Origin of the sequence: Gilliamella sp. G0441 (assembly GCF_050589305.1) — a bacterium.
Lineage (GTDB): Bacteria > Pseudomonadota > Gammaproteobacteria > Enterobacterales > Orbaceae > Gilliamella.
Window position 1 is genome coordinate 21,915 of sequence record NZ_JBNRJF010000015.1, and the last position, 23,633, is coordinate 45,547.

Here is a 23,633-nt window from a genome sequence, read left to right on the forward strand (position 1 = left end):
AAAACTCGTATTAATAAAAATTCATATCTATACATTATTTTTAACGGTTAACTCATTCATATGTTTGTTGAATAAGCCGTTATTAATTTTTTCTTCTACGCAAAAACAAGCAACTTTATGTTCATTATAATTAATAAGCTTTGGTTGCTGAGATGTACAACGTGAAAATGCCCAACGGCATCGAGCATGAAAAGCACAACCTAAAGGTGGATCTAGTGGGCTTGGTAATTCTCCTTCTAATTTAATTCTATCTCGCCTTAGATCGGGATTTAATCTTGGTGTTGCCGATAAAAGTGCTTGTGTGTATGGATGTTGAGAATGATGATAGATTTCATCTTTTCGACCTTGTTCAACACAACGACCTAAATACATCACCATGACTTCATCAGCAATATGCTCAACAACCGAAAGGTCGTGAGAAATAAATATATAAGATAACCCAAGATCTTGTTGCAAATCCATCATTAGATTGAGTACTTGTGCTCGCACTGAAACATCCAATGCTGAAACGGGTTCATCAGCAACCACGACTTCGGGATCCAGCATTAAACCTCTTGCGATAGCAATACGCTGGCGTTGTCCACCCGAAAACATATGAGGATAACGATTATAAAACTCTTCTTTTAATCCAACTTTTTGCATCATTGATAGTACTTTTGCTTTACGATCACTTGCCGTTAAATCTGTATTGATAATAAGAGGTTCTTCTAATATCGAGCCGATTTTTTTACGTGGGTTTAATGATGAATAGGGGTTTTGGAAAACGATTTGTATTTTTTGTCGACGTAATTTTTGCGCTTGAGGATCATCATTCAATAGATTCTGATCTTTAAAATACATTTCACCAGAAGTTGGTTTTTCAATCATGGTTAGTAATCGGGCTAATGAGGATTTACCACATCCTGATTCCCCAACAATCGCAAGGGTTTTGCCTTTACCTAATGTAAAAGAAACACCATCAACCGCTTTGACTTGTTTTGGTTCCGAAAAGAAACCGGTTTTTACAGAATAATATTTTTTCAAGTTTCTGGCATCAAGCAATAATTCGCTATTTTCCATATTATTGTTGTTCATATTGAGGTATTCCTTCGCGCGATAATGGATAATGACATTTTACTTTCCTGGTTTTTGAATAACTGATTAATATTGGTTCCTCGGTATAACAGCGCTCATTTGCATAAGGACAACGAGGATTAAGTAAACAGCCCGTAGGTCGATCGTATTTACCCGGTACAACACCTGCTAACGATTCTAACCGTTCTTTATCTTGAGCAAATTCAGGAAGTGAGCGTAATAATGCTTGGGTATAAGGATGTAACGGTTCTTTAAAGATAATTTCAGCATTACCTATCTCTACAACTTGCCCTGCATACATCACAATAATTTTTTGTGCGGCTTCGGAAACTAATGCTAAATCATGGGTTATAAGAACTAATGCCATGTTATTTTTACGTTGTAACTCAAGCAATAACTCAATAATTTGCCCCTGAATGGTAACATCTAATGCGGTTGTCGGCTCATCAGCAATTAAGAGTTTAGGATTGCATGCAATTGCGATTGCGATCATTACACGTTGGCTCATCCCGCCTGACAACTGATGCGGATAAACACTTAAACGATTTTCAGCATCTGGAATACCCACTAATTTAAGCAACTCAATCGCTCTTGCTTTAAGTGCTTTTTTATTGCCACCTTGGTGAATTTTTAATGTTTCAATAATTTGATAACCGATGGTGAAACATGGATTCAAGCTAGTCATTGGATCTTGGAAGATCATAGCCACATCTGCACCCACAATTTTACGACGCATTTTGTTGGAAAGTTGTTGAAGATTTTTGCCATCAAAATGTAATGCTTTAGCAGCTACGTTGCCAGGAAAATCAATTAATCCCATTATGGCGAGTGAACTAACTGATTTACCGGAGCCAGATTCTCCGACTATTCCGACTACTTCTCCTTCTTCAACATTATAACTAATATGATCTACGGCTTTAAAGCCACTAAATTCTACTGATAATTCTTTTACTTCTAATAATGCCATGACTGTATCTCCATTACTGCTTCAATTTAGGATCAAGTGCGTCCCGCAAACCATCTCCCATTAAGTTGAAAGCTAACACTGTCATTAAAATGATTAAGCCGGGGAAGGTGACAACCCACCATGCAGAATGTGCAAATTGCAATACGTCAGCAAGCATTGTTCCCCATTCTGGTGTTGGTGGTTGTGCGCCCATACCTAAAAAACCTAATGCGGCCATATCTAAAATTGCATTGGAAAATCCTAACGAGGCTTGAACAATTAACGGTGCTAAACAGTTTGGTAGGATATTTATAAACATTTGCCGTAAGGCTCCAGCACCAGCAACTCGGGAAGCAATAACATAATCTTTATTAATTTCAGCAAGCGTCGCACCGCGAGTTAAACGTACATAATGTGGTAATGCTACAAAAGCTAATGCAATTGAAGCATTAGTAATAGATGGACCGAAGATTGCAACTAAAACCAGTGCAAGTAGTAAACTCGGTAAAGCGAGCATAATATCAACCGCTCGCATAATAATGTTATCGATGAAGCCACCAACATACCCAGCAATTAAGCCTAAAGTAATGCCCAAAATAAGTGAAATAATGACAACCAAGCAACCTACTAATAAAGATAGACGAGCACCATAAATGAGCCGAGACAAAATATCTCTACCTACATCATCAGTTCCTAAAATAAATTGCCAACTACCATCTTTCATCCAGACAGGAGGAGCTAATAAAGCCTCTCTAAATTGTTCAGAAGGTGAATGGGGAGCGATAAAATTAGCAAATATAGCTAGCAAGACAACTATAGCAATAAAAACTAAACCAACGACTGCTCCTTTATTTTTTGAAAAATAGAACCAGAATTCACAAAAAGGCGTTAAAGGTTTAGGTGCAATAGAATTGGCGTCTGGCTGTGTATTGGTTTTTTCAGTAATATTCTGTTTATTCATTTGTATTCATACTCTTATTTATGTCTAATACGTGGATTGATAACACCGTATAACATATCAACTAATAAATTCACCAAAATAATCATACCTGCAACAATTAATACACCACTTTGCACAACGGGATAATCTCGGCGTTGTAACGCTTCTATGAGCCAACGGCCAATTCCAGGCCATGAAAAAACTGTTTCGGTCAATATTGCCCCAGCTAGCATTGAACCAACTTGTAAACCGATAACTGTAATAACAGGAATCATCGCATTACGTAACGCATGAACAAGAATAATACGAATTCGACTAACTCCTTTAGCACGTGCTGTTCGGATATAATCTTCACTCAATACTTCTAACATCGAAGAACGGGTCATTCGGACAATGACTGCTAAAGGTATGGTACCTAACACAATAGCGGGTAAAATTAGGTGAGTAACAGCATCGATAAAATCCTCTGTTTCACCCCATAAGAAAGTATCAATTAACATAAAACCAGTTAAAGGGTTACTTTCATCTAAAAATAGCATATCACTGACACGCCCAGATACTGGGGTTAAGTTTAAGTGTACTGAGACTAACATTATTAGCATCATCCCCCACCAGAAAATTGGCATGGAATAACCTGTTAAAGACAAGCCTATAGCTGTGTGATCAAATATTGAGCCACGTTTGACTGCGGCAAGAACGCCGATTGGAATGCCAAAACAGATAGCAAACAACATTGCACAAAATCCCAACTCAAATGTTGCTTTAAATCGGGGTACAAATTCGTCCCATACAGGAGTTTGGCTTTTGAAAGATATTCCTAAATCTCCATGAAACATATTGATAATATATTGAAAATACTGCTGATAAAGTGGCTTATCCAAACCCAGTTGAATCATTAATTCAGCATGGCGTTCTTGGGATAACCCTCGCTCTCCAGCAAGCACTATAATAGGATCCCCTGGAATAAGGTGGACAAAAATAAAAGTAAGCAGCGTGATACAAATAAACGTCGTAATTAGTACACCTAACCGCTTTAAAATAAATTGGAACATATAATTGCTCTTAAATTTTGCTTCTAACTTATTGTTTATATGATAGATAATTTTTTATAAAAATAATATTTACTATTTCAACCTCAAAAAAGCTAATGCCGCAATTAACCACCTTTTTATGGTTAATTGCATTGATGCTATTTTTCGAGAGAAACTTGGTTAAAATTATGTAATGCTAAAGGATCCATAATATAGCCTTTAACCTTTTTACTTATTGGCATATAAACCATGGAATGAGCAATCATTAGCGCAGGTGCTTGATCACGCATTTCAACTTGCGCTTGTTTGTATAGCTTGACCCTCTTTTCATGATCAGGCTCAATGCGAGCTTGTTGTAATAAATCATCAAATGGTTTATAGCACCAATGTGAATAGTTAGAACCTGCTTTAACCGCATCACAACTCATCAAAACAGTATAAAAGTTATCTGGATCACCATTATCTCCAGACCATCCCATTAATACTGCATCATGTTCACCATCACGAATACGGGATAAATACTCTCCCCATTCATAGCTAACAATTTTAGCAGTTACACCAATTTTGGCCCAATCTTCTTGAATCATTTCAGCCATGCGGCGCGCATTTGGATTATATGGACGTTGTACTGGCATTGCCCATAAAGTGATAGTAAATCCGTTTTCTAGGCCAGCTGATTTTAATAATTCTTTTGCTTGCGCTGGATCATAAGGGTAATCTTTTATTTCATCGTTATAACTCCACATAGATGGAGGGATAAAGTTTTTAGCCGGTTCAGCTGCACCTTGAAAAACAGCTTTAATAATCGCATCCTTATTTACAGCCATATTTAATGCTTGTCGGACTTTTAAATTATCCAATGGTGGTTTATCCATATTGTAGGCTAAATAGCCAATGTTAACCCCTGCCATTTCTTTCACTACAATATTCTTATCTAATTTCATTCGTTCAACATCGGCTATATTTGGAAATGGCATAGCATGACATTCTCCTTTTTGCAACTTAGCATAACGAATGGCAGCATCCGGTGTAATTGAAAAAACTAAACGATCCAATTTAGCTTTTGGACCAAAATAATCTGGATTAGCTTTATAAAGGATTTTTGAATCTTTTTGGTATTGAACAAAAGTAAATGGTCCTGTTCCAATGGGAACTAAATCAACTTTTTCGGGAGTGCCTTTTTTAAGCATTGCATCGGCATATTCAGCAGATAAAATTGAAGCGAATGACATCGCTAAATCAGCTAAAAAAGGCGCTTCTTGATGCTTTAACACAAATACAACGGTATGATCATCAATTTTTTTAATCTCTTTAATTAAATCAGGTAATCCCATACTTTCAAAATATTCGTATTGACCACCAGAAACTTTATTATAAGGATGGTTTTTATCCTTTTGTCGCATAAATGTAAAAATAACATCATCAGCATTTAAATTTCGTGTTGGTTTAAATTCTTTATTGTTATGCCATTTCACATCATCACGTAAATGAAAGGTATAAGTTAAACCATCTTGGCTAATATCCCAAGATTTAGCTAAAGAAGGTTCAATTTCGGTTGTACCTAATTTAAACTCTACTAAACGGTTATAAACAGGTACAGCGCTAGCATCCATTGAAATTCCACTTGTCACTAACTGTGGATTAAATGTTTCAGGTGAAGCTTCAGCACAATATACTAATGTTTGGGCAGCATGAAGCTGTGTACTAGCAAGCATCGTCATCAACCCAACACCTAACAAAAATTTACGCTTATATTTCCTTAAATTCTTCATGATAATTACTCCAATTATTGAATTGTAAATCTATTTTTATGTTACTTAAACAAAATTAAAGGTATTATTTTACTGATATTTTTAGATAAATTTTTTATTAAAAGGTCTCAATATATATTGTCAGAACGATTAACTTTTATTTTATTAAAAAATTTTTTTCAACCTTTATTGCACAATAATTAAAAATTATGTCATTACTCAATAAGTCGTAACATAATCCATTTTTTATAGAAATAAACTTTTAACACGAGCATAACGACCGTTAAGTGCTGTGTAACAAATGAATTTGCAAAAATAGTGCCATTTTTAATCAAAACAATATTAATTAAATAGATTTAAAAATCTATGAATACACTTTTTAGTTAAGTTGAACTTATTATTATGCACTTAACTGATTATATTATTTTTTACTTACTTATTGATTTTTATCGAATGTATTATAATTAATGTAGATAAATTAATCATTAAAATAATTATGAAAATTACGGTTTAAATTGATTTAGACTAAGTCCAGTAGGTGGGTTGAAACATGAAGAAATTTTTTTAGACACAAAAAAACCAGCTTTCGCTGGTGTTCTTTTAGGATTGGTGCCCGGACGCGGAATCGAACCACGGACACGGGGATTTTCAATCCCCTGCTCTACCGACTGAGCTATCCGGGCAACAATGGATGCACATTAAACACGATCTGTGATAATTCGTCAATTCTTTTTGTGATATATTTTTAAAAAAATAGGTTGTTTGGTTGAAAAATAACTTATTGGCTTTATATTATTACTAATATCTAACAATATCACGTTATTTTAAGGGAATTGTTACATGCGATTTTTCTTATATATTCTTTTTTTCATTTATGCCTATTGCGAAATTAGTTTTTTCATAAAGGTTGCTGATTCAATTGGGGTATTCCTCGCACTAATTTGTATTATTGCCACTTCCTTTATTGGCTTTTCTTTAGTTAAAACACAAGGTTTAAAAAATTTTAGTATTATGCGACAAAAAATGGCTAATCATCAGAGTTTAAAAGATGAAGTAATTAAAAATTTCGCTTTGCTATTTGCTGGTTTTTTTCTGCTGATTCCCGGTTTTTTGACTGATATATTAGGGGCGATTTTATTGATTCCATATATGCAAGAGTTTTTAGTGAAATTGATTGTTAAGAAGATGCCTATTAAGTCTACTCTTGTTTCATCAACATCAATTAATCAGTCTGAAGAGATTATTGAAGGAGAATTTCGCCGCAAAAATGATGAATAAATAATCAATTAGTCTTTTTTTTGAAATTCATCTCTTGAAGAATATAAAAAGATCCCCATGTAAGCTTCACTACATTATTAAATCGTAATTTTAAGATTTATTTTTAATTATCATCTATTTAAATATTAGTGCTAGGAGATAACTAATGAAAATTCGTCCATTGCATGATCGTGTGATCATTAAACGTAAAGAAGTGGAATCAAAGTCAGCTGGCGGTATTGTTTTAACAGGTTCAGCTGCAGGTAAATCAACACGTGGTGAAGTTTTAGCTGTTGGTAATGGTCGCATTTTAGAAAATGGTCAAGTACAACCGCTAGATGTTAAAGTTGGTGATATCGTAATTTTCAATGAAGGATATGGCGTTAAAACAGAAAAAATCGATAATGAAGAAGTGCTTATCCTGTCTGAAAGCGATATTTTAGCTATTGTACAAGCATAACTGGCAACTAATTTAAAATTATATACAGAATTTAGGAGATATACGAAGATGGCCGCTAAAGATGTAAAATTTGGTAATGACGCTCGCGTTAAAATGCTTCAAGGCGTGAATGTATTAGCTGATGCAGTAAAAGTGACTTTGGGTCCTAAAGGGCGTAACGTCGTTTTAGATAAATCATTTGGTGCTCCAACTATCACTAAAGATGGTGTTTCAGTTGCTCGCGAAATCGAATTAGAAGATAAATTCGAAAATATGGGTGCACAAATGGTTAAAGAAGTGGCATCGAAAGCTAATGATGCTGCTGGTGATGGTACAACAACGGCAACTGTACTTGCTCAAGCTATTGTTAACGAAGGCTTAAAAGCAGTGGCTGCAGGAATGAATCCAATGGATTTAAAACGTGGTATCGATAAAGCAGTCGTTGCAGCCGTTGAAGAACTTAAAAAATTATCAGCTCCATGTGCAGATTCTAAAGCAATTGCACAAGTTGGTACTATTTCTGCTAACTCAGATGAAACTGTGGGTACTTTAATTGCGCAAGCAATGGAAAAAGTAGGTAAAGAAGGTGTTATTACTGTTGAAGACGGCACAGGTTTACAAGACGAACTTGATGTGGTTGAAGGTATGCAGTTTGATCGTGGTTATTTATCACCTTATTTCATCAATAAACCAGAAACAGCAACGGTTGAATTAGATAGTCCATATATCTTATTAGTTGATAAAAAAATCTCTAATATCCGTGAATTATTACCGGTATTAGAAGCGGTTGCAAAAGCGGGTAAATCGCTATTAATTATTGCTGAAGATGTTGAAGGTGAAGCATTAGCAACATTAGTTGTGAATACTATGCGTGGTATTGTTAAAGTTGCAGCAGTAAAAGCACCTGGCTTTGGTGACCGTCGTAAAGCAATGTTGCAAGATATCGCTATTTTAACAGCTGGTACTGTTATTTCAGAAGAAATCGGTTTAGAGCTTGAAAAAGCAACTTTAGAAGATTTAGGTCAAGCTAAACGTGTTGTTATCAATAAAGACAATACCACTATCATCGATGGTGTGGGTGAAGAGTCTTTAATTAATGCTCGTGTTGAACAAATTCGTAAACAAATTGAAGAATCAACTTCTGATTACGATAAAGAAAAACTTCAAGAACGTGTGGCTAAATTAGCTGGCGGTGTTGCAGTAATTAAAGTTGGTGCAGCAACTGAAGTTGAAATGAAAGAGAAAAAAGCACGTGTAGAAGATGCATTACATGCAACTCGTGCTGCTGTTGAAGAAGGTGTTGTTGCCGGTGGTGGTGTAGCGTTAGTTCGTGCTGCTTCAGCGATTGCTGAGCTAAAAGGTGCGAATGAAGATCAAAACGTAGGTATCAAAGTTGCACTTCGTGCAATGGAAGCACCATTACGCCAAATCGTCACTAACTGTGGTGAAGAAGCATCTGTTGTTGTTAACGCAGTTAAAGGTGGTAAAGGTAACTATGGTTACAATGCTTCAACTGAAGAGTATGGTGATATGATTGCAATGGGTATTTTAGATCCAACTAAAGTAACGCGTAGTGCATTACAATATGCTGCATCTGTCGCTGGTCTTATGATCACAACTGAATGTATGGTTACTGATTTACCTAAAGATGATAAAGCTGATTTAGGTGCTGCTGGAGGTATGGGCGGCATGGGTGGTATGGGCGGAATGATGTAATTCTATCCTTACACACAAGATAATAATTTTAAAAACTATCCGTTTACGCGGATAGTTTTTTTATATTTACAAATCAATCTCTTTTTCACCTTTTCATTCTCTTTTTATCAAAAAAACTTTTTACAAGTTTGAATAAATTAACAAATTGAAATTGAATGTATGTTGGAATGTGAAAAAAAAGTATTGAATTTTGCGAACTTAATTTGAAAGATGCTGATAAAGTGTTATTACGCCAATCGCAATTAACACCAATCCGCCTAAAATCTCAGCTTGTTTCCCGATAAAACAACCAATTTTTTTTCCTAATAATAAACCTATAGTCACCATGACACAGGTTGCTAATCCAATCATGCTTGCTGCGATATAAATATTAACGCTAGCTAATGCTAAACTAATTCCGACAGCAAAAGCATCCAGACTAGTCGAAATAGCGGTAAAAATTAAGATAAGAAAAGATTTTTTAGAAGAAGCTATTTCTTTTTCTGAAAAATCCTCATCTTCTTCTTTAAAACTATTGTAAATCATACTAACGCCTAAAAATAGCATGACAGTAAATACTACCCAATGATCCCAACGTTCTATATATTGCAGTGTCAACATGCCTATGAGCCAACCTAGCAATGGTGTAATTGCTTCAACGATACCAAATAAAATACCCACTTTTAAGGCGCCGATAAAGGGGGTAGATTGAAATGAAACTCCACGGCAAACAGCAACCGCAAAGGCATCAGTGGACATCGCCAAAGCTAATAATAAAAGCGCTAAAAAATTCATAACGTTAAGTCTTTATAATTAATATTATGATTTATTGTTTTACTATTGATAATAGATAGTTTGAAATTTTAATATCACCTTTTTTGTGATAAAGTTTCGCTGTTTTTAGTACACTGTCTCGCCGACTTGGATCATATTGAAAAAGCTGTTTAAACATTAGGTTAGCTGTTTTTTTATCATTATTTTGGATAGCACAATATCCATATTGTTCATAAGTATCCGCTTTCCAATTATGACGATCGTATTCTAAGCTTTTTTCAAACTCTTTTTGTGCTTCTTGATAACGCCCAAGTCCACATAAAAAAGAACCATAATGAACATGATATAAACCATTACCAGGTTCCATCATGGTAATACGCTTATAAATCATCTCCGCTTCTTTATACTCACCAACATGCTGATCAAACATTGCCATAGCTAGCATTATTTTTGGATTATTAGGTGAATATTGATTTGCTAATTTTAGATTATAATGTGCAGCTTTGACATTTTCTTCTGATTCAGATGCCTTAGCAAGATAGCCTAATCCTAAGCGCATTCTAGCTAAAGCTGCGGTTTCAGGATCGAACTCTTCATTATTATTCATTTGACAGCCTGTTAGCATAGATAATGCCAAAAAGCCTAACAATATTATTAATTTTTTCATCATTTTCCTTATTTCCTTAAGTAATATTATATTGTCTGTTGGACAAGATTCTGTTTTTTATATAATGTACGTTTGGTTCGATCAACGACTTCACCCGCTAATTGGCCACAAGCCGCATCAATATCATCCCCTCGTGTTTTTCTGACAATTACTGTAAACCCATAACCCATTAACGTTTTCATGAAACGGTCTATACGAGTATTCGAACATCTTGAATAAGGTGCACCAGGAAAAGGATTCCATGGGATTAAATTAATTTTACTAGGAACATTTTTTAAATATTTAGCAAGTTCGTGAGCATGTTCAACACTATCATTGATTTGGTTAAGTAATACATATTCTATTGTTACTTTACCATGATTAGCATTAGAGGTTGATAGATAACGTAAAATAGAGTCCCGTAACATCGCCATATTATATTTTTGATTTATTGGCATAATTTCACTACGAATATTATCATTTGGTGCATGTAGTGATATTGCTAGTGCAACATCGATCATGCCGGCCAATTTATCTAAAGCAGGAACAACCCCAGAAGTTGAAAGCGTTACACGTCGTTTTGATAAACCATAACCAAAATCATCTAACATTATTTCCATTGCTGGTGCAACGTTTGATAAATTAAGTAATGGTTCGCCCATTCCCATCATAACTACATTAGTAATTGGTCTATCTGCTAACTTTCCAGTCACACCAATGGCATTCGAGGCACGCCATACTTGACCTATAATTTCTGATACGGATAAATTACGGTTAAAACCTTGTTGAGCGGTTGAACAAAACTTGCACTCTAAAGCGCAACCAACTTGCGATGAAACACATAACGTTGCGCGATCTCGTTCAGGAATATAAACGGATTCAATCATCTGATTATTCCCTACATCAAGCGCCCATTTAATAGTCCCATCAGCTGAACGTTGTTCTAGAGCAATAACTGGAGCTTTAATTTCAGCAATCGTCTTTAAATGTTCACGCAATTTTTTATTGATATCGGTCATCTGATCAAAATCGTCGATTCCAAAATGATAAATCCATTTCATGACTTGATCAGCTCTAAAGGGCTTCTCTCCCAATGAAATAAAAAACTCTCTTAATTGTTGACGAGTTAAATCAAGTAAATTTATTTTTTCACTTTTGAGATTACTTGTATTAAGATTAATTGTATCTGAAGAATTAACAGACGTATTTGGTGTAGCAGGTGTTAACATATGGCCTCGTTTTTACACATTATGGCTGTTTAAAATATAAGGGAAGAATTATACTGGTTTTCCTTTTATCTGGCTAATAGAATATTAGTGATATCAACAATGAAAAAAAAATTAGTAAAATACGTCAAGATTTCCTATTTAATCCAAACATTAACTTTACTTTTATATTCAAATTTTACTATGGCACAACCAATACCTTTAAATAAATTAATTGGACAGTTTGATGAAAAAATAGATAGTAATTTTGTTGCATTAGATTCAACAATATTACCTGTCAATAAAAAGGGCATGTATCTTCAAAAAGAGCCAACGCAGCAACTGATTAAAGCCTATCAAGCCTTTAAAAAAGAGCATCCTGATATTCCGTTTATTATTGTTAGTGCAACACGTAATTATACCTACCAAAACTCGATTTGGCAGCGTAAGTGGGGTAATTTGTCAGATAAGCTTAATGATCCTCAACAGATTGCCGACGAGATTTTAAAATATTCATCAATGCCGGGTACTTCTCGTCATCATTGGGGAACAGATATCGATATTACCAGTGTTTCATCTGAATACTTTCAAAATGATAAAAAAGGTATCATTTTATATAAATGGCTTCAGGACAATTTACCTAAATATGGCTTTTGCCAAGCGTTTAACGAAGGAAGACATGGAGGCTATCAGCCAGAAGAGTGGCATTGGTCATATAAGCCTATTGCTAGTCAATATATCAAACAATATAAGGCTATATTGGAAAATGAACCAAATATTATCACACAAGTGTTGAATTTTATCGGTCATGATAAAATTGATTTAGAGAGACTAATTAAAGAATATGTACTAACCGTTAATATCGAGTGTTATTAATTAAAAAGTCGCTCTTTTTAGTGTTTTCGCCAATACGGTAAGCGAATAGTGACAATCAATCCACCACCATCACGATTAGTCGCTTGAATTGTACCATTGTGCATGGTAAAGGTTTTTCTTGCGATAGCAAGACCTAGACCATATCCTTTACCTAATTGAGGCGATTGTATACGGACAAAGGGCTCGAAAATACTGGATAGTTTATTTGGATCAACGCCAGGACCACGATCTTTAACTTCAATTTGTAAGTATTTACCCACTTCTTTTAATAAAACTTCTACGACTTGACCAGCTTTAGAAAAACGAATCGCATTACGAATAATATTTTCAACAGCTCGACGGATTTGTTCAGAATTTCCTTTAACAATTGAATGGATAATAGGTGAAGAAATAAAGTGGACATTAATCGATTGGTGATTTGCTTCATAGTTTGCATCATTAATGACTACCCGAAGTAAATCTTTTAAATCAAAATATTCGTCAGTGCGATTGTTCATTTCAGCACGTGAATAATTCAAAATTTCGCCTATAAGCTGATCTAACCGTTGAGATTCCAATTCAATTCTAGCAAGGGAATTATCAATATTTTGCTTATTTTGCTGGGCTAAACCAATGGCTAATTGTAAGCGCGCAAGTGGTGTTCTTAGTTCATGCGAAACATCGTGAAGTAAAGCTTGGCGATCAGAAATTAGAATATTAAGCTGTTCAACCATCATGTCAAAATCTTTGCCCAATTCGCTAAGTTCATCTCGTCGAGGTTTTAATTTATTGAATAACCGGACAGAAAGATCGCCTTGAGATACCCGAAAAAAGCCTTGTCTTAGTAGCTTCATTGGTCTGGTTAGATTCCAAGCTAAGAAAAGACTAAATACTAATCCGACACAAATACCCATTAATAAAATTGGCATTGGCATATTAAACAGGGCTTTTTTGACTTGATCGTCTTTATCTTTATCTTCCCTAAACGACACCGCATAAAGAGTACCATCAGGTGCAACCGCAGTACGTTGGTAAATATAATTTGGTGGTTCTAATTCATCAGTAATGATATTAACCTGATCATTTTGAGGCGAGATTAGTTTTATTGATAACAAAACTCGCTCACGTTCAGGTAGATGAGCAACAAAATTGAGGGTTTCGTTCTCACCTGCTACATGTAATAATTGGGCAATCATGTCGACTTTTGTCGGCATATGGTTGAGAAATCGTTGGTTTTTATTTTCTATATAATAAGAAAATGCAATCCAGGTTAACTGGAAAGTAAGATAGAAAATCACCCAAAATATAATGAGTATTTTCCAAAATAATCGACGATTCATCTTAAGCCTATTATGATATTAACGAATACGATAACCAACCGCTCTGATGGTTTCGATAGTTACCACATTTTGTGCGACTTGATGTAATTTCTGACGAATATTACTGATATGCACATCGACACTGCGGTCATAAAGCTCACGTGCACGGCCAAGTCCTATTTCGGACAATTCTTCTTTTGTGACAACCCGTTCACTATGTTTTACAAGTAAAACAAGTAAATTAAACTCAGTAGAAGTTAAATCAATAACTTGACCATTCCAAGTACATAACCGTTGCGGTAAATCTAATACTAAACCATTAAAATGGTATTTTTTGTCGTCTACGGTTTCAACTGAACGTTCATCAAAGCGACGCAAAACAGCACGCAATCTCGCTAATAATTCGCGTGGATAACAAGGTTTAGGAATATAATCATCAGCACCGAGTTCTAAGCCTAAAACGCGATCGATATTGTCACCTTTTGCCGTTAGCATAATAACTGGCATATTACATTGTTGACGGATACTTTTTAGAACATCAATACCATTAATATCGGGTAACATCACATCAAGGATAGCTGCTCGATATTTGCCTGATAGTGCCTCTTCGATACCATCTTTACCTAAATAAACGCTTTTGATATTAAACCCTTCGTTGGTTAAATATTCACTAAGCATTTGTGATAATTCAACATCATCATCAATTAATAAAATATTTATCATAATCGCCATTATTATTTAATTATAGGTAGTTACATTATTACAATAATAAAAAAAATGTCAGGTAACTTTACTAAAATATTACATATTTTGAACAATTACTGGCTGTTTAATTTACTACCTGGTTGATAACAAAAACTTTAGTTTAACTATAGCTTTAATTAAAATTTAAACGAAAATGAATAATGTTCTATTTTAATTAATTTATTTGCTATAAAATTGCACTATTATATAGAGATTGTGTAATATCATCATTCAAATATGACTTAAGATATAATAAAATAATAATAAAGAATTTGTTAAATTTTCACCTAATAATTTTACGATTAATCAATGGATAAGTTTGGACAACAATTGCAATGGCAGGCATTAATTGAACTAATAAAGCATGAAGTTTTACCAGCACTTGGTTGTACAGAACCTATTTCTCTGGCATTTGCTTCAGCTGTAGCAACTCAGTATATAGACAAAAGCAAAATAAAAAAAATAGAGGCTTATGTTTCCCCTAATTTGATGAAGAATGGAATGGGTGTCACTGTTCCCGGTACTGGTATGGTTGGCTTACCTATTGCTGCTGCGATTGGGGCTATCGGTGGTGACGCTGATGCTGGTTTGGAAGTATTAAAAAAAATTACTTCACAGCAACTTATACAAGCAAAAAAAATGCTTACCGATAATAAAGTTAGTGTCCATATAGCTGAAAATCACAAAGCTATCTACTCCGAAGCTAATATCTACACTGAAACAGATCATGTTAGAGTTTGTGTTGAAAATTCACATACCAATTTAGTTTTAATCGAAAAAAATAGTGAAATAATTTATCAATCTGATTCGGATTGTGCCGATCAATTAAATCAAAATCCAATAATAAAACAAATGTCGGTAAAATCTATTTATGAATTTGCTACCTATGCAAATTTTGATGATATAAAATTTATTTTACAGGCTGCTAAATTAAACAATGCTTTATCTGAAGAAGGGTTAAAACGAGAATACGGATTAAGTATTGCGGCTACATTACATGAACATACAAAAAATGGATTAATGGCGGATGATTTACTGTCTAAAGTGATTATTCGCACCACAGCAGCATCTGATGCTCGAATGGGCGGAGCTACATTGCCGGCAATGAGTAATTCAGGTTCTGGTAATCAAGGTATTACGGCAACCATGCCTGTTGTTGTTGTGGCTGAACATTTAAAAGCCTCTCAAGAGCAATTAGCCAGAGCGCTTATTTTATCGCACACCATAGCAATCTATATCCATAGTAAATATCCGCCATTATCTGCGCTTTGTGCCGCTTCAACTGCTGCTATGGGCTCAGCAGCAGGAATGGCATGGTTGTTAGGCAAAAGAGAGTATGAACCGGTAGATATGGCTATTTGTAGTATGATTGGGGATTTATCTGGTATTATTTGTGATGGTGCATCTAATAGTTGCGCTATGAAAGTTTCAACATCCGTATCTTCAGCTTTCAAAGCCGTTCTCATGGCTTTAAATCGTATTCGGGTCACCGGTAAAGAAGGGATTGTGTGTGATAGCGTTGAAACGTCAATTAATAATTTAGGGGCAATTGTCAGTAACAGCATGAAAGCCACTGATACACAGATTATTCATATCATGTCGCATAAAGTTTAAATATACTAGGGAGTTAAACTACAAGGCGGTTTTTATATAACCAATTGAAGAGTTTTTTTAAAAATATACTGGACAATATTATTTTTTATGCGTAATATTTCGTCCTACTTCAGCGGTGGCTATAGCTCAGTTGGTAGAGCCCTGGATTGTGATTCCAGTTGTCGTGGGTTCGAGTCCCATTAGCCACCCCATTTATGCAATGCATAATAAATCTGACGGCGAGTAGCGCAGCTTGGTAGCGCAACTGGTTTGGGACCAGTGGGTCGGAGGTTCGAATCCTCTCTCGCCGACCAATTTGAACAAAAAGCCTGCTCTTATGAGCGGGCTTTTTTGTTATCTAGGTTTTGATGAGAAGAGAATCGAGAATAATCGCTTACACTTTATCTGATAAAACATAACTCACACCAAGTTCAACAAATTTATAAATATTATTTTCGTCCATAATTTTAATAGATTGAGGTGGAAGCGATTCCACTTTAATCATAGATAAGCTTGCACCTATCTTGTCTAAATTATCTGTAATTATTCTATTTTAATTACTTCACCTATTAGTTAATTCACACTAAATCGTTATTGTCCTGATTTTATGTAGTTAATAATAAATATTGTGATCTCGGCTACACTTTTGGTACTTAAAATTGACGGCATGTATTTTTTTAGATAATTTTTAATCAGTAATTGGTTGTTAAAGATATATCTATTGGATAAAAAAGCCCAAATATGGAGCGTGATCTTTGGAATACCGTGATATTGCAGTCAAAACTGAAGTCGAAGAACAAATTAGAGCAAATCCTAAAATAATCAGTCAAATAAAGACAGAAAGAGGGCTTGCCGAATATTTTGGGGTAAGTCGAACGACAGTTAGAAGAGCATTAAGTGATTTAATGATGGAAGGTGATGTTTTTCAGGAAGATCACCATCTCCCTAATCATACTGTCTTTGAAATGAATATGCTAAAAATGTCTTCGTTTACTGAAGAGTGCCAAAAAGAAGATGATGTTCACATCAAAATTAAAGTACTCTCTAATGATATCATTCCAATGCCTACCGAATTAAACACCTTTTTTAAATCAAATCAGCGATTAATCAGAATAGTAAGACAACGTTTATTGAATAAAACTCCGTTATCTTATGAAATAAGTTATCTTCCTTCGAAAAAATTTAAAGATTTAGTTAAACAAGATTTAAATGATATTTCGCTTTATGAATATTTAAAAACACATTTTCATGTTATACCCAGTCATGGTCGAGAAGAGATCGCATACGAAGTCGCTCTCAACGATAAAGCCAAATATTTAGCAATTACTGAAGGCACACCTATCTATAAAGTATCAAGTTACAGTTATGATCATGACTTTGAACCGTTTGAACACACCGACCAGTACTTAATTGGTAATCGATTTAAATATCACTTATCTGCAAAAAATATCTTTAATTATCAGGAAGAATACAAATGAAGTTATTTGAAAAATTAGCACTCCAATTAATGGAGCAGATAAGTACAGGACAATATAGTGTGGGTGCAGAGTTACCGCCAGAAGGTCAGTTGCAAAAAGATTATGAAGTCAGTCGAACCACAGTCCGTAAAGCGATTGATCGTTTAGTTGAAAAAAATATGGTGGTCAGAAAGAAAGGGGTTGGATTATTTGTCGCTCCTACACTTTCAACCCAAACGATTTTAGAAATGACAGGCATAATTAAACCTCAAGCTTATTCAAATCATAAAAAGCAGATCAAAGAAGCCTATCTCAGGCAAGCAGGTTGTTATTACAGCCAATTATTAAAAATAAAATCAACGGAACTTATCTACTTTATTGGTTTTTTGGAGATAGCAACAAATAGCGTAACGAAAACCATTTTTTTGCTACCGTTAACTAATTTTCCAGACTTTCAGCTTTCCATTATCAAGGTACTATCAGCACTTGAAATCATTAATTCGGGAAAGAAAAAAGTCGATAAATTAGAGCAAGATTTGCAATTGATGGTAGCCAATGCTGAACTTTCCAAACAATTACGTATCAATATTAACGCCCCATTTTTTAAAATTACTAATCACTATTTTGATATTAATAACGAACCGATTGCGCTTGAGTACAAGTTTGCTAGTAATACTAAATATGTGGTCGATTTCACCTAGGAGGTATATCAATGATTAAATTATTACGTGTAGATCACCGTTTATTACATGGTCAGGTAGTTGTTTCATGGTTTGAAAATGTTGGTGCAAACACTATTTTAGTGGCTAATGATGTCGTGGCTAATGACGAATTACGTAAATCTGCTATTCGTTTAGCTAAACCAGAAAATGCAAAATTAGTGATGAAGTCAATTGATGACAGTATTGAGGCGATCAATTCAGGCGTAACAGATAAATATCAAATGTTAATTGTCGTTGAATCCGTTGCAGATGCTGAAAAACTCATTCGAGCTACGCAAGGTAAAGTCAGTAGCCTAAATTTAGGTGGTACTAAACCTCGAGAAGGGACAAAAAATTACTCTAAAACAATTAATTTAACTGATACTGAGGCGGATTTATTAACAGGATTACAACAAGACGGCATTGAGATCTATATTCAACAAGTCCCAAGCGAATCAAAGCAAAAATTTGAAAAATAGTTAAGAGGGACAAAAATATGAGTATCGAATTAACAGCTGTTGTTTTAGCTTTGATTGCGATGTTAGCCAATGGTGAATACTTATTAGGTTCATCAATGTTATCCAGACCACTTGTTACTTGTACTTTAGCTGGTTTAGTCATGGGCGACATCACACAAGGTATTGTTATTGGTGCTACATTAGAACTCGCATTTGTAGGTTCGTTTTCTATTGGCGCTTCTATTCCACCCGAAATTATATCAGGCAGTATATTGGGTACCGCGTTCGCCATTGGGGCAGGTAAAAGTACCGAAATTGCTTTGGCGTTAGGTATTCCTATTGCTTCTTTAGTTTTATTGGTTAAAAACTTATGTTTTCTTTTTATTCTTCCTTACTTTGTTCATAAAGCGGATAAATACGCCAGTGAAGGCAATGGTAAAGGTATGGATCGAATGAATTTATTAGGTGGATTCTTTTCAATCAATCTGCCAATCGGTTTAGTCGTAGGACTTTCTTATCTATTTGGCAGTTCTGCGGTGAATGGTCTATTGGAAATGATACCTAAATTTATTATTGAAGGACTAGGTATTGCAACTGGTTTATTGCCGGCATTTGGATTTGCAATGTTAATGAAAATCATGATTAAAAAGACCAATGCTACCTTCTTTATTTTTGGTTTTGCACTTGCCGTTTATATGAAAGTACCCGTTACCGGGGTGGCAATCTTTGGGGGATGTCTTGCGCTCATTTTAACGGGTTATTCGGCATTTAATGGCAAAAAGATGATTACAGAAGAAAGTGGGCAAAAACTCAGTACCACTATGGGAAATGCGGTAGTTGCACAGGAGATCGATTATGAAAATGAAGAGTTCTAAACTAATAACCAATAAGGAGTTATCCAGAACGTTTTGGCGTTCATTTACCGCTGAATGGTCATGGAATTATGAACGACAAATGAACTTAGGCTATTCCTATGCGATGAGACCAGCTTTAGATAAGATTTACAGTCATAATAAAATCGAACTCACTGATGCCTATCAACGACATTTAGAATTTTATAACGTCACACCATGGTTAATCACCTTTCCACTAGGTATTTGTATTGCCATGGAAGAACAAAATGCCACCGATAGTGATTTTGATAAAAGCGCTATCAACGATGTCAAAATTGCACTAATGGGACCTTTAAGTGGTCTGGGGGATTCGTTCTTTTGGGGAACATTACGCGTTATTGCAACAGGTATTGGTACCTCTTTAGCACTGGAAGGTAATATTCTAGGTCCACTTCTTTTTTTACTTATCTTTAACGTACCTGCCATTTTAGCCCGTTATTTTGGTTTACTTATAGGCTATAACATTGGCGCATCTTTTATTGAAAAGGTTCAAAAGACAGGTTTAATGGATAAGTTATCCTATGGGGCATCAGTGTTAGGGCTATGTGTGGTTGGCGCCATGGTTGCTACTATGGTGACATTAAATATGCCGTTAAAAATTGGGTCTGGCGATGATTCAGCCTCACTACAAGATATCTTTAACGGAATTGTACCGCAAATTTTGCCTTTGATGTTTACGTTATTCATCTTTATGTTAGTCAAAAAAGGGATCAAAGCGCATTGGATACTTCTACTTATTGCCGCAATCGGGATTTTAGGGGCATGGAGTGGATTATTGGGATAATTAGGAAATAAAAATGAAAAGTATCGCAGACTATGTCGCCTTAGAGCCAGAATTTTATCAAAGCATATTAGATCATTATCAATCGTTATTTGCTGATCAGATAGATTTAAATACTGAAAAGTCACTTCAATCGATTGTCATTTTTGCTACAGGATCGAGTGCCAACGCCGCTTATGGTGCCAGACCATTGATGAGTAAAATATTAAAACTCCCTGTTTATATTGAAGATCCTTCCATGGCAGCAAACTACTTACACTATAATGACGCTAATACGCTCTATTTTGCCATATCACAAGGTGGGGAAAGCTATTCCACCATTCATTTGGTTGAACAATTTATTAAAAAAAATCTAACTATTTATACCCTCACTAGTAATTCTAACAGTCCGATATATAACATCAGCAATCATGTTTTATCAATGGGGATGCCAGTTGAAGAAATGCCCTATGTCAGTGCTGGCTATAGTGTCATTATTCTTGATTTAATGCTGATTGCGTTAATTATTGGTCAAAAAACAGGGTGTTTGGATAAGCAACAATTTGAAAGTTATCTTAAACAAATACAGTATGTTACGATATCATTGCCACAAGTTATCCTACAATCACAATCATGGGTAAATCATCATCTCAGACAATTTAATCACGCTAAACGAGTGATTTTTATTGGCTATGGGGCAACTTATGGTGTCGCCCGTGAAGGAGAAACTAAATTCACCGAAACGGTTCGTAACACGGCGTTTGGAAAAGAGTTGGAAGAGTACATGCATGGCCCTTATCTTGGCTTACATCCTGATGATTACATCATATTTATTGAACCAAAAGGGTTATTAGAAGCAAGAGCCGTAGCATTAAAAACCTTTTTGAATCGCTATGTAAAACAGGTAATAACCCTATATGCACAGCACTCGCATTCTATTACTGAGCACGATCTAAACTTTGATATCCATTGTGATGAATTATTAACATCATTATTTATGACTATTCCTATTCATCTACTCAGTTACCAGCTATCCCAGTTAAAGGGTCATAATCTAGAAAAATCAACATATCAAGAATTTGATGAAATCACTAAATCCAAAATTAAGAGGGTCACCGTATGAGAAAATTTGACGAACAAAAAGAGCTTAACAGTATGAATGGCGCATTAAAATTACGTCCGTTTATTAATCAGTTTATTGATCAGATTCATGAACGAGGTTATCGTAATATCTGTTGGTTAGGCATTGGTGGCACTTATGCTTCATCAATGCAAGCCGTCGTTCATATGAAAGAAAAATCTGCACTAGAAACTTTTGTGCAACATGCTGCGGAATATTTGGTAACTGGCAATAAGCGAATAACCAAAGATTCTTTAATAATCATCTCCTCCGTGACTGGCTCAACACAAGAAGTCGTTGAGGCTATCGATAAAATTCAAAAAGAAGTCGGCTCAACGGTATTAGCCTTTTTAGATAATGCTGATTCACCATTAGGCAAAATGGTAGATCACGTTATTTCTTATCCGATGAATGAACAGTTAAAATTCTTTATGACCGCAGACAGACTGATGTATTTAGCCGGTGAATTTCCAGACTATGATGAATTTTATCAACAAATGGATCAGCACTTTGCCAAAAACATTGTTGCTGTTGCCAAAAAAGCCGATGCCTTTGGACAAGAAGTTGCGCAAAAACATCACGATGATGCCATGCATTACTTTGTTGGAGCAGGTAATCAATGGGGAGCAACCTATTCACATGCTATGTGTTACTGGGAAGAACAGCATTGGTTACGTTCAAAATCAATCGAATCTGCTGAATTTTTTCATGGAACATTAGAAATTATAGACAGGGATACGGCTGTTACTGTCTACGTTGGTGAAGATAGTCAGCGCTCACTTAGTGAAAGAGTAGCTAAATTTTTACCGCAAATCTGCGCTAATTACACCATAATTGATACTAAAGATTATGAATTGCCAGGTATTTCGGAAAAATATCGGGGGCACTTATCTCCATTTGTTTTTCGTGCTATTAATAACCGAATTGATGCTTATGTCGAACACCTCAATCGTCATCCAATGTCAATCCGTCGTTATTATCGTTGCTTAGATTACTAAAAGGAGTCGTGCATGATTGCAGTATTAGTAAGTACTCACGGCACAATGGCTAACAGTTTAATTGAAACGGCTGAAATGATATGCGGTAAGCAAACTCAATGTGAAGCCGTTCCTTTTTTAATGGGACAATCGCTAGATGATTTTCAACAGCAAATTGAACAAAAGTTAGCAATGTTAACTAAATCGGGATCAGCCATTTTATGCTTAGTTGATTTAAAGGGCGGTACGCCTTTTAATACTCTTGTTAAGCTGATCCCAAATTACCCGACGATGGAAATTATCACTGGCGTTAATATTCCAATGCTATTAACCACATTTATGCTCAGATCGGATATAAATAATTTGAATGAGTTAATACCAGAAACAATTGAGGTAGCTATGAATGGCATTGAACGCTATAACATTACCTCATTAACCAACAACACGTATCAAAATGAGGAGTTTTAAAGATTTTTTGATTTTCTTTAATTTTTTGAATTAGGCAGATTTTTTATATCAATAAAAAATTTGCCTTTTACCATTGAATAAATATATAATTTATAGCTACTTTTGATTATAAAAATAAGGTATAATCAAATTACTTATTTATGCCCTCCTTTACTCTGTATTTCATCCTCTTCACTAACTGATAGTAATTCAACTAAGAATGGATGATAAACTATTTCAGTTTATTAATTATAAAATAATTGTAGACAAACCAAACGTTTTTACAGTACCATAATCATTCGTTAAGAAATTGTAACAATTGTTAATATAATATAAGTATTGTGATGAATTCGTTATTAAAGGTTTATTTACCCGTCTCAGTTTTACTCTGTTCTGTCTCACCGTTTCTGTTTGCTGCTCAACCGCCTGAAGGGTTAAAGATCCTCAGTGATAATCAGCTTATTCGTCAGCAAGAGCATGATAAAGCCTTGCAGGAAACATTAACGCCTGCCTCGCCAGATATTCGCTTATTACCACCGATTGATAGCTTA

The 23,633-nt window shown here is 35.0% G+C and carries 23 protein-coding genes, 3 tRNA genes and 1 pseudogene; 16 read left to right on the forward strand and 11 right to left on the reverse strand.

Translation table 11 applies throughout. The features are described from left to right. Positions 1 to 27: 27 nt before the first annotated feature. The 6 genes from ACKJXD_RS10815 to ACKJXD_RS10840 form a co-directional block, all read right to left on the reverse strand. On the reverse strand, positions 28 to 1,074 hold the full coding sequence (locus ACKJXD_RS10815) for a peptide ABC transporter ATP-binding protein (RefSeq protein ID WP_430876289.1): 1,047 nt from the start codon (positions 1,072 to 1,074) through the stop codon (positions 28 to 30). Beyond that, positions 1,061 to 2,041 (reverse strand): dipeptide ABC transporter ATP-binding protein, encoded by a 981-nt coding sequence (gene dppD, locus ACKJXD_RS10820; protein ID WP_430876290.1) that lies wholly within the window; start codon positions 2,039 to 2,041, stop codon positions 1,061 to 1,063. Before dppD ends, ACKJXD_RS10815 begins: the two co-directional genes overlap by 14 nt. 13 nt (positions 2,042 to 2,054) lie before the next feature. Beyond that, positions 2,055 to 2,981 carry a dipeptide ABC transporter permease DppC gene (dppC, locus tag ACKJXD_RS10825; RefSeq protein ID WP_430876291.1) on the reverse strand — a complete coding sequence of 309 codons (927 nt, stop codon included), beginning with the start codon at positions 2,979 to 2,981 and terminating at the stop codon, positions 2,055 to 2,057. A gap of 14 nt (positions 2,982 to 2,995) precedes the next feature. Further along, entirely contained in the window at positions 2,996 to 4,012 is a 1,017-nt protein-coding gene (gene dppB / locus ACKJXD_RS10830; RefSeq protein WP_430876292.1) for a dipeptide ABC transporter permease DppB, read from the reverse strand. Positions 4,013 to 4,149: 137 nt separating this feature from the next. Continuing rightward, a complete protein-coding gene (locus ACKJXD_RS10835) occupies positions 4,150 to 5,763 on the reverse strand; it encodes an ABC transporter substrate-binding protein (protein WP_430876293.1) in 1,614 nt (537 codons plus the stop codon). A gap of 586 nt (positions 5,764 to 6,349) precedes the next feature. Beyond that, positions 6,350 to 6,425, reverse strand: a tRNA-Phe gene (locus tag ACKJXD_RS10840). 157 nt (positions 6,426 to 6,582) lie between these two features. On the opposite strand from ACKJXD_RS10840, the gene ACKJXD_RS10845 reads away from it, so the two are divergent. From ACKJXD_RS10845 to groL, 3 genes are all read left to right on the forward strand, one after another. Continuing rightward, positions 6,583 to 7,020 (forward strand): FxsA family protein, encoded by a 438-nt coding sequence (locus ACKJXD_RS10845; protein ID WP_430876294.1) that lies wholly within the window; start codon positions 6,583 to 6,585, stop codon positions 7,018 to 7,020. A gap of 145 nt (positions 7,021 to 7,165) precedes the next feature. After that, positions 7,166 to 7,459 (forward strand): co-chaperone GroES, encoded by a 294-nt coding sequence (locus ACKJXD_RS10850; protein WP_034915350.1) that lies wholly within the window; start codon positions 7,166 to 7,168, stop codon positions 7,457 to 7,459. A 48-nt stretch (positions 7,460 to 7,507) separates the two neighbouring features. Further along, positions 7,508 to 9,154, forward strand: a complete 1,647-nt coding sequence (gene groL / locus ACKJXD_RS10855; protein WP_220216186.1) for a chaperonin GroEL — start codon at positions 7,508 to 7,510, stop codon at positions 9,152 to 9,154. A 198-nt stretch (positions 9,155 to 9,352) separates the two neighbouring features. Here the strand turns inward: groL and ACKJXD_RS10860 are convergent, their stop codons facing one another. The 3 genes from ACKJXD_RS10860 to ACKJXD_RS10870 are packed head-to-tail and all read right to left on the reverse strand — an operon-like array spanning position 9,353 to position 11,782. Continuing rightward, the gene (locus ACKJXD_RS10860) at positions 9,353 to 9,928 is read right to left on the reverse strand and encodes a manganese efflux pump MntP family protein (RefSeq protein ID WP_430876295.1); all 576 of its coding nucleotides are present in this window, start codon (positions 9,926 to 9,928) and stop codon (positions 9,353 to 9,355) included. Between the two features lie 31 nt (positions 9,929 to 9,959). Then, a complete protein-coding gene (locus ACKJXD_RS10865; protein ID WP_220216184.1) occupies positions 9,960 to 10,577 on the reverse strand; it encodes a hypothetical protein in 618 nt (205 codons plus the stop codon). A 23-nt stretch (positions 10,578 to 10,600) separates the two neighbouring features. Further along, a complete protein-coding gene (locus ACKJXD_RS10870) occupies positions 10,601 to 11,782 on the reverse strand; it encodes a bifunctional tRNA (adenosine(37)-C2)-methyltransferase TrmG/ribosomal RNA large subunit methyltransferase RlmN (RefSeq protein WP_294826766.1) in 1,182 nt (393 codons plus the stop codon). 99 nt (positions 11,783 to 11,881) lie between these two features. Here ACKJXD_RS10870 and ACKJXD_RS10875 point away from each other — a divergent pair, with 99 nt between their 5' ends. Then, positions 11,882 to 12,634 carry a M15 family metallopeptidase gene (locus ACKJXD_RS10875; RefSeq protein ID WP_220216182.1) on the forward strand — a complete coding sequence of 251 codons (753 nt, stop codon included), beginning with the start codon at positions 11,882 to 11,884 and terminating at the stop codon, positions 12,632 to 12,634. Positions 12,635 to 12,651: 17 nt separating this feature from the next. On the opposite strand, the gene ACKJXD_RS10880 is transcribed toward ACKJXD_RS10875, so the two are convergent. After that, positions 12,652 to 13,953, reverse strand: a complete 1,302-nt coding sequence (locus ACKJXD_RS10880; RefSeq protein ID WP_220216181.1) for an ATP-binding protein — start codon at positions 13,951 to 13,953, stop codon at positions 12,652 to 12,654. 18 nt (positions 13,954 to 13,971) lie between these two features. Continuing rightward, on the reverse strand, positions 13,972 to 14,652 hold the full coding sequence (locus tag ACKJXD_RS10885; protein ID WP_363317373.1) for a response regulator transcription factor: 681 nt from the start codon (positions 14,650 to 14,652) through the stop codon (positions 13,972 to 13,974). 333 nt (positions 14,653 to 14,985) lie between these two features. Between ACKJXD_RS10885 and ACKJXD_RS10890 the strand changes: the two genes are divergently transcribed. The 12 genes and pseudogenes from ACKJXD_RS10890 to ACKJXD_RS10945 all read left to right on the forward strand — a co-directional run. Beyond that, a complete protein-coding gene (locus ACKJXD_RS10890; RefSeq protein ID WP_220216179.1) occupies positions 14,986 to 16,290 on the forward strand; it encodes a serine dehydratase subunit alpha family protein in 1,305 nt (434 codons plus the stop codon). A gap of 115 nt (positions 16,291 to 16,405) precedes the next feature. After that, positions 16,406 to 16,481 (forward strand) — tRNA-His (locus ACKJXD_RS10895). A gap of 25 nt (positions 16,482 to 16,506) precedes the next feature. Continuing rightward, a tRNA-Pro gene (locus ACKJXD_RS10900) sits at positions 16,507 to 16,583 on the forward strand. Between the two features lie 441 nt (positions 16,584 to 17,024). Continuing rightward, positions 17,025 to 17,747, forward strand: coding sequence for a GntR family transcriptional regulator (locus tag ACKJXD_RS10905; protein ID WP_430876296.1), 723 nt, complete (start codon positions 17,025 to 17,027; stop codon positions 17,745 to 17,747). Continuing rightward, complete coding sequence (locus ACKJXD_RS10910; RefSeq protein ID WP_267350013.1) at positions 17,744 to 18,427, forward strand: GntR family transcriptional regulator; 684 nt, start codon at positions 17,744 to 17,746, stop codon at positions 18,425 to 18,427. The genes ACKJXD_RS10905 and ACKJXD_RS10910 overlap by 4 nt, the downstream gene beginning before the upstream one ends. 11 nt (positions 18,428 to 18,438) lie before the next feature. Beyond that, positions 18,439 to 18,906, forward strand: coding sequence for a PTS sugar transporter subunit IIB (locus ACKJXD_RS10915; RefSeq protein ID WP_411590433.1), 468 nt, complete (start codon positions 18,439 to 18,441; stop codon positions 18,904 to 18,906). A gap of 17 nt (positions 18,907 to 18,923) precedes the next feature. Continuing rightward, positions 18,924 to 19,760: a PTS mannose/fructose/sorbose/N-acetylgalactosamine transporter subunit IIC gene (locus ACKJXD_RS10920; RefSeq protein WP_294829508.1), complete on the forward strand. Its 837-nt coding sequence runs from the start codon at positions 18,924 to 18,926 to the stop codon at positions 19,758 to 19,760. Continuing rightward, positions 19,741 to 20,562 carry a PTS system mannose/fructose/sorbose family transporter subunit IID gene (locus ACKJXD_RS10925; RefSeq protein ID WP_411599405.1) on the forward strand — a complete coding sequence of 274 codons (822 nt, stop codon included), beginning with the start codon at positions 19,741 to 19,743 and terminating at the stop codon, positions 20,560 to 20,562. Before ACKJXD_RS10920 ends, ACKJXD_RS10925 begins: the two co-directional genes overlap by 20 nt. A 13-nt stretch (positions 20,563 to 20,575) precedes the next feature. Next, positions 20,576 to 21,661: an SIS domain-containing protein gene (locus ACKJXD_RS10930; protein WP_430876297.1), complete on the forward strand. Its 1,086-nt coding sequence runs from the start codon at positions 20,576 to 20,578 to the stop codon at positions 21,659 to 21,661. Continuing rightward, on the forward strand, positions 21,658 to 22,656 hold the full coding sequence (locus tag ACKJXD_RS10935) for an SIS domain-containing protein (protein WP_220216172.1): 999 nt from the start codon (positions 21,658 to 21,660) through the stop codon (positions 22,654 to 22,656). Before ACKJXD_RS10930 ends, ACKJXD_RS10935 begins: the two co-directional genes overlap by 4 nt. Before the next feature lie 12 nt (positions 22,657 to 22,668). After that, entirely contained in the window at positions 22,669 to 23,103 is a 435-nt protein-coding gene (locus tag ACKJXD_RS10940; protein ID WP_430876298.1) for a PTS sugar transporter subunit IIA, read from the forward strand. Between the two features lie 323 nt (positions 23,104 to 23,426). Continuing rightward, a pseudogene (locus ACKJXD_RS10945) lies at positions 23,427 to 23,633 on the forward strand (hypothetical protein); the annotation flags it as partial.

Excerpts from the sequence above, each read along its gene's own strand:
- ACKJXD_RS10910 (WP_267350013.1), top strand. The coding sequence starts at position 17,744 with ATGAAGTTATTTGAAAAATTAGCACTCCAATTAATGGAGCAGATAAGT.
- dppC (WP_430876291.1), bottom strand. The coding sequence starts at position 2,981 with ATGAATAAACAGAATATTACTGAAAAAACCAATACACAGCCAGACGCC.
- ACKJXD_RS10930 (WP_430876297.1), top strand. The coding sequence starts at position 20,576 with ATGAAAAGTATCGCAGACTATGTCGCCTTAGAGCCAGAATTTTATCAA.
- ACKJXD_RS10935 (WP_220216172.1), top strand. The coding sequence starts at position 21,658 with ATGAGAAAATTTGACGAACAAAAAGAGCTTAACAGTATGAATGGCGCA.
- ACKJXD_RS10850 (WP_034915350.1), top strand. The coding sequence starts at position 7,166 with ATGAAAATTCGTCCATTGCATGATCGTGTGATCATTAAACGTAAAGAA.
- ACKJXD_RS10925 (WP_411599405.1), top strand. The coding sequence starts at position 19,741 with ATGAAAATGAAGAGTTCTAAACTAATAACCAATAAGGAGTTATCCAGA.
- dppB (WP_430876292.1), bottom strand. The coding sequence starts at position 4,012 with ATGTTCCAATTTATTTTAAAGCGGTTAGGTGTACTAATTACGACGTTT.
- ACKJXD_RS10845 (WP_430876294.1), top strand. The coding sequence starts at position 6,583 with ATGCGATTTTTCTTATATATTCTTTTTTTCATTTATGCCTATTGCGAA.
- ACKJXD_RS10865 (WP_220216184.1), bottom strand. The coding sequence starts at position 10,577 with ATGATGAAAAAATTAATAATATTGTTAGGCTTTTTGGCATTATCTATG.
- ACKJXD_RS10835 (WP_430876293.1), bottom strand. The coding sequence starts at position 5,763 with ATGAAGAATTTAAGGAAATATAAGCGTAAATTTTTGTTAGGTGTTGGG.
- ACKJXD_RS10940 (WP_430876298.1), top strand. The coding sequence starts at position 22,669 with ATGATTGCAGTATTAGTAAGTACTCACGGCACAATGGCTAACAGTTTA.
- ACKJXD_RS10875 (WP_220216182.1), top strand. The coding sequence starts at position 11,882 with ATGAAAAAAAAATTAGTAAAATACGTCAAGATTTCCTATTTAATCCAA.
- ACKJXD_RS10915 (WP_411590433.1), top strand. The coding sequence starts at position 18,439 with ATGATTAAATTATTACGTGTAGATCACCGTTTATTACATGGTCAGGTA.
- ACKJXD_RS10815 (WP_430876289.1), bottom strand. The coding sequence starts at position 1,074 with ATGAACAACAATAATATGGAAAATAGCGAATTATTGCTTGATGCCAGA.
- ACKJXD_RS10870 (WP_294826766.1), bottom strand. The coding sequence starts at position 11,782 with ATGTTAACACCTGCTACACCAAATACGTCTGTTAATTCTTCAGATACA.
- ACKJXD_RS10880 (WP_220216181.1), bottom strand. The coding sequence starts at position 13,953 with ATGAATCGTCGATTATTTTGGAAAATACTCATTATATTTTGGGTGATT.
- dppD (WP_430876290.1), bottom strand. The coding sequence starts at position 2,041 with ATGGCATTATTAGAAGTAAAAGAATTATCAGTAGAATTTAGTGGCTTT.
- ACKJXD_RS10860 (WP_430876295.1), bottom strand. The coding sequence starts at position 9,928 with ATGAATTTTTTAGCGCTTTTATTATTAGCTTTGGCGATGTCCACTGAT.
- ACKJXD_RS10890 (WP_220216179.1), top strand. The coding sequence starts at position 14,986 with ATGGATAAGTTTGGACAACAATTGCAATGGCAGGCATTAATTGAACTA.
- ACKJXD_RS10920 (WP_294829508.1), top strand. The coding sequence starts at position 18,924 with ATGAGTATCGAATTAACAGCTGTTGTTTTAGCTTTGATTGCGATGTTA.
- groL (WP_220216186.1), top strand. The coding sequence starts at position 7,508 with ATGGCCGCTAAAGATGTAAAATTTGGTAATGACGCTCGCGTTAAAATG.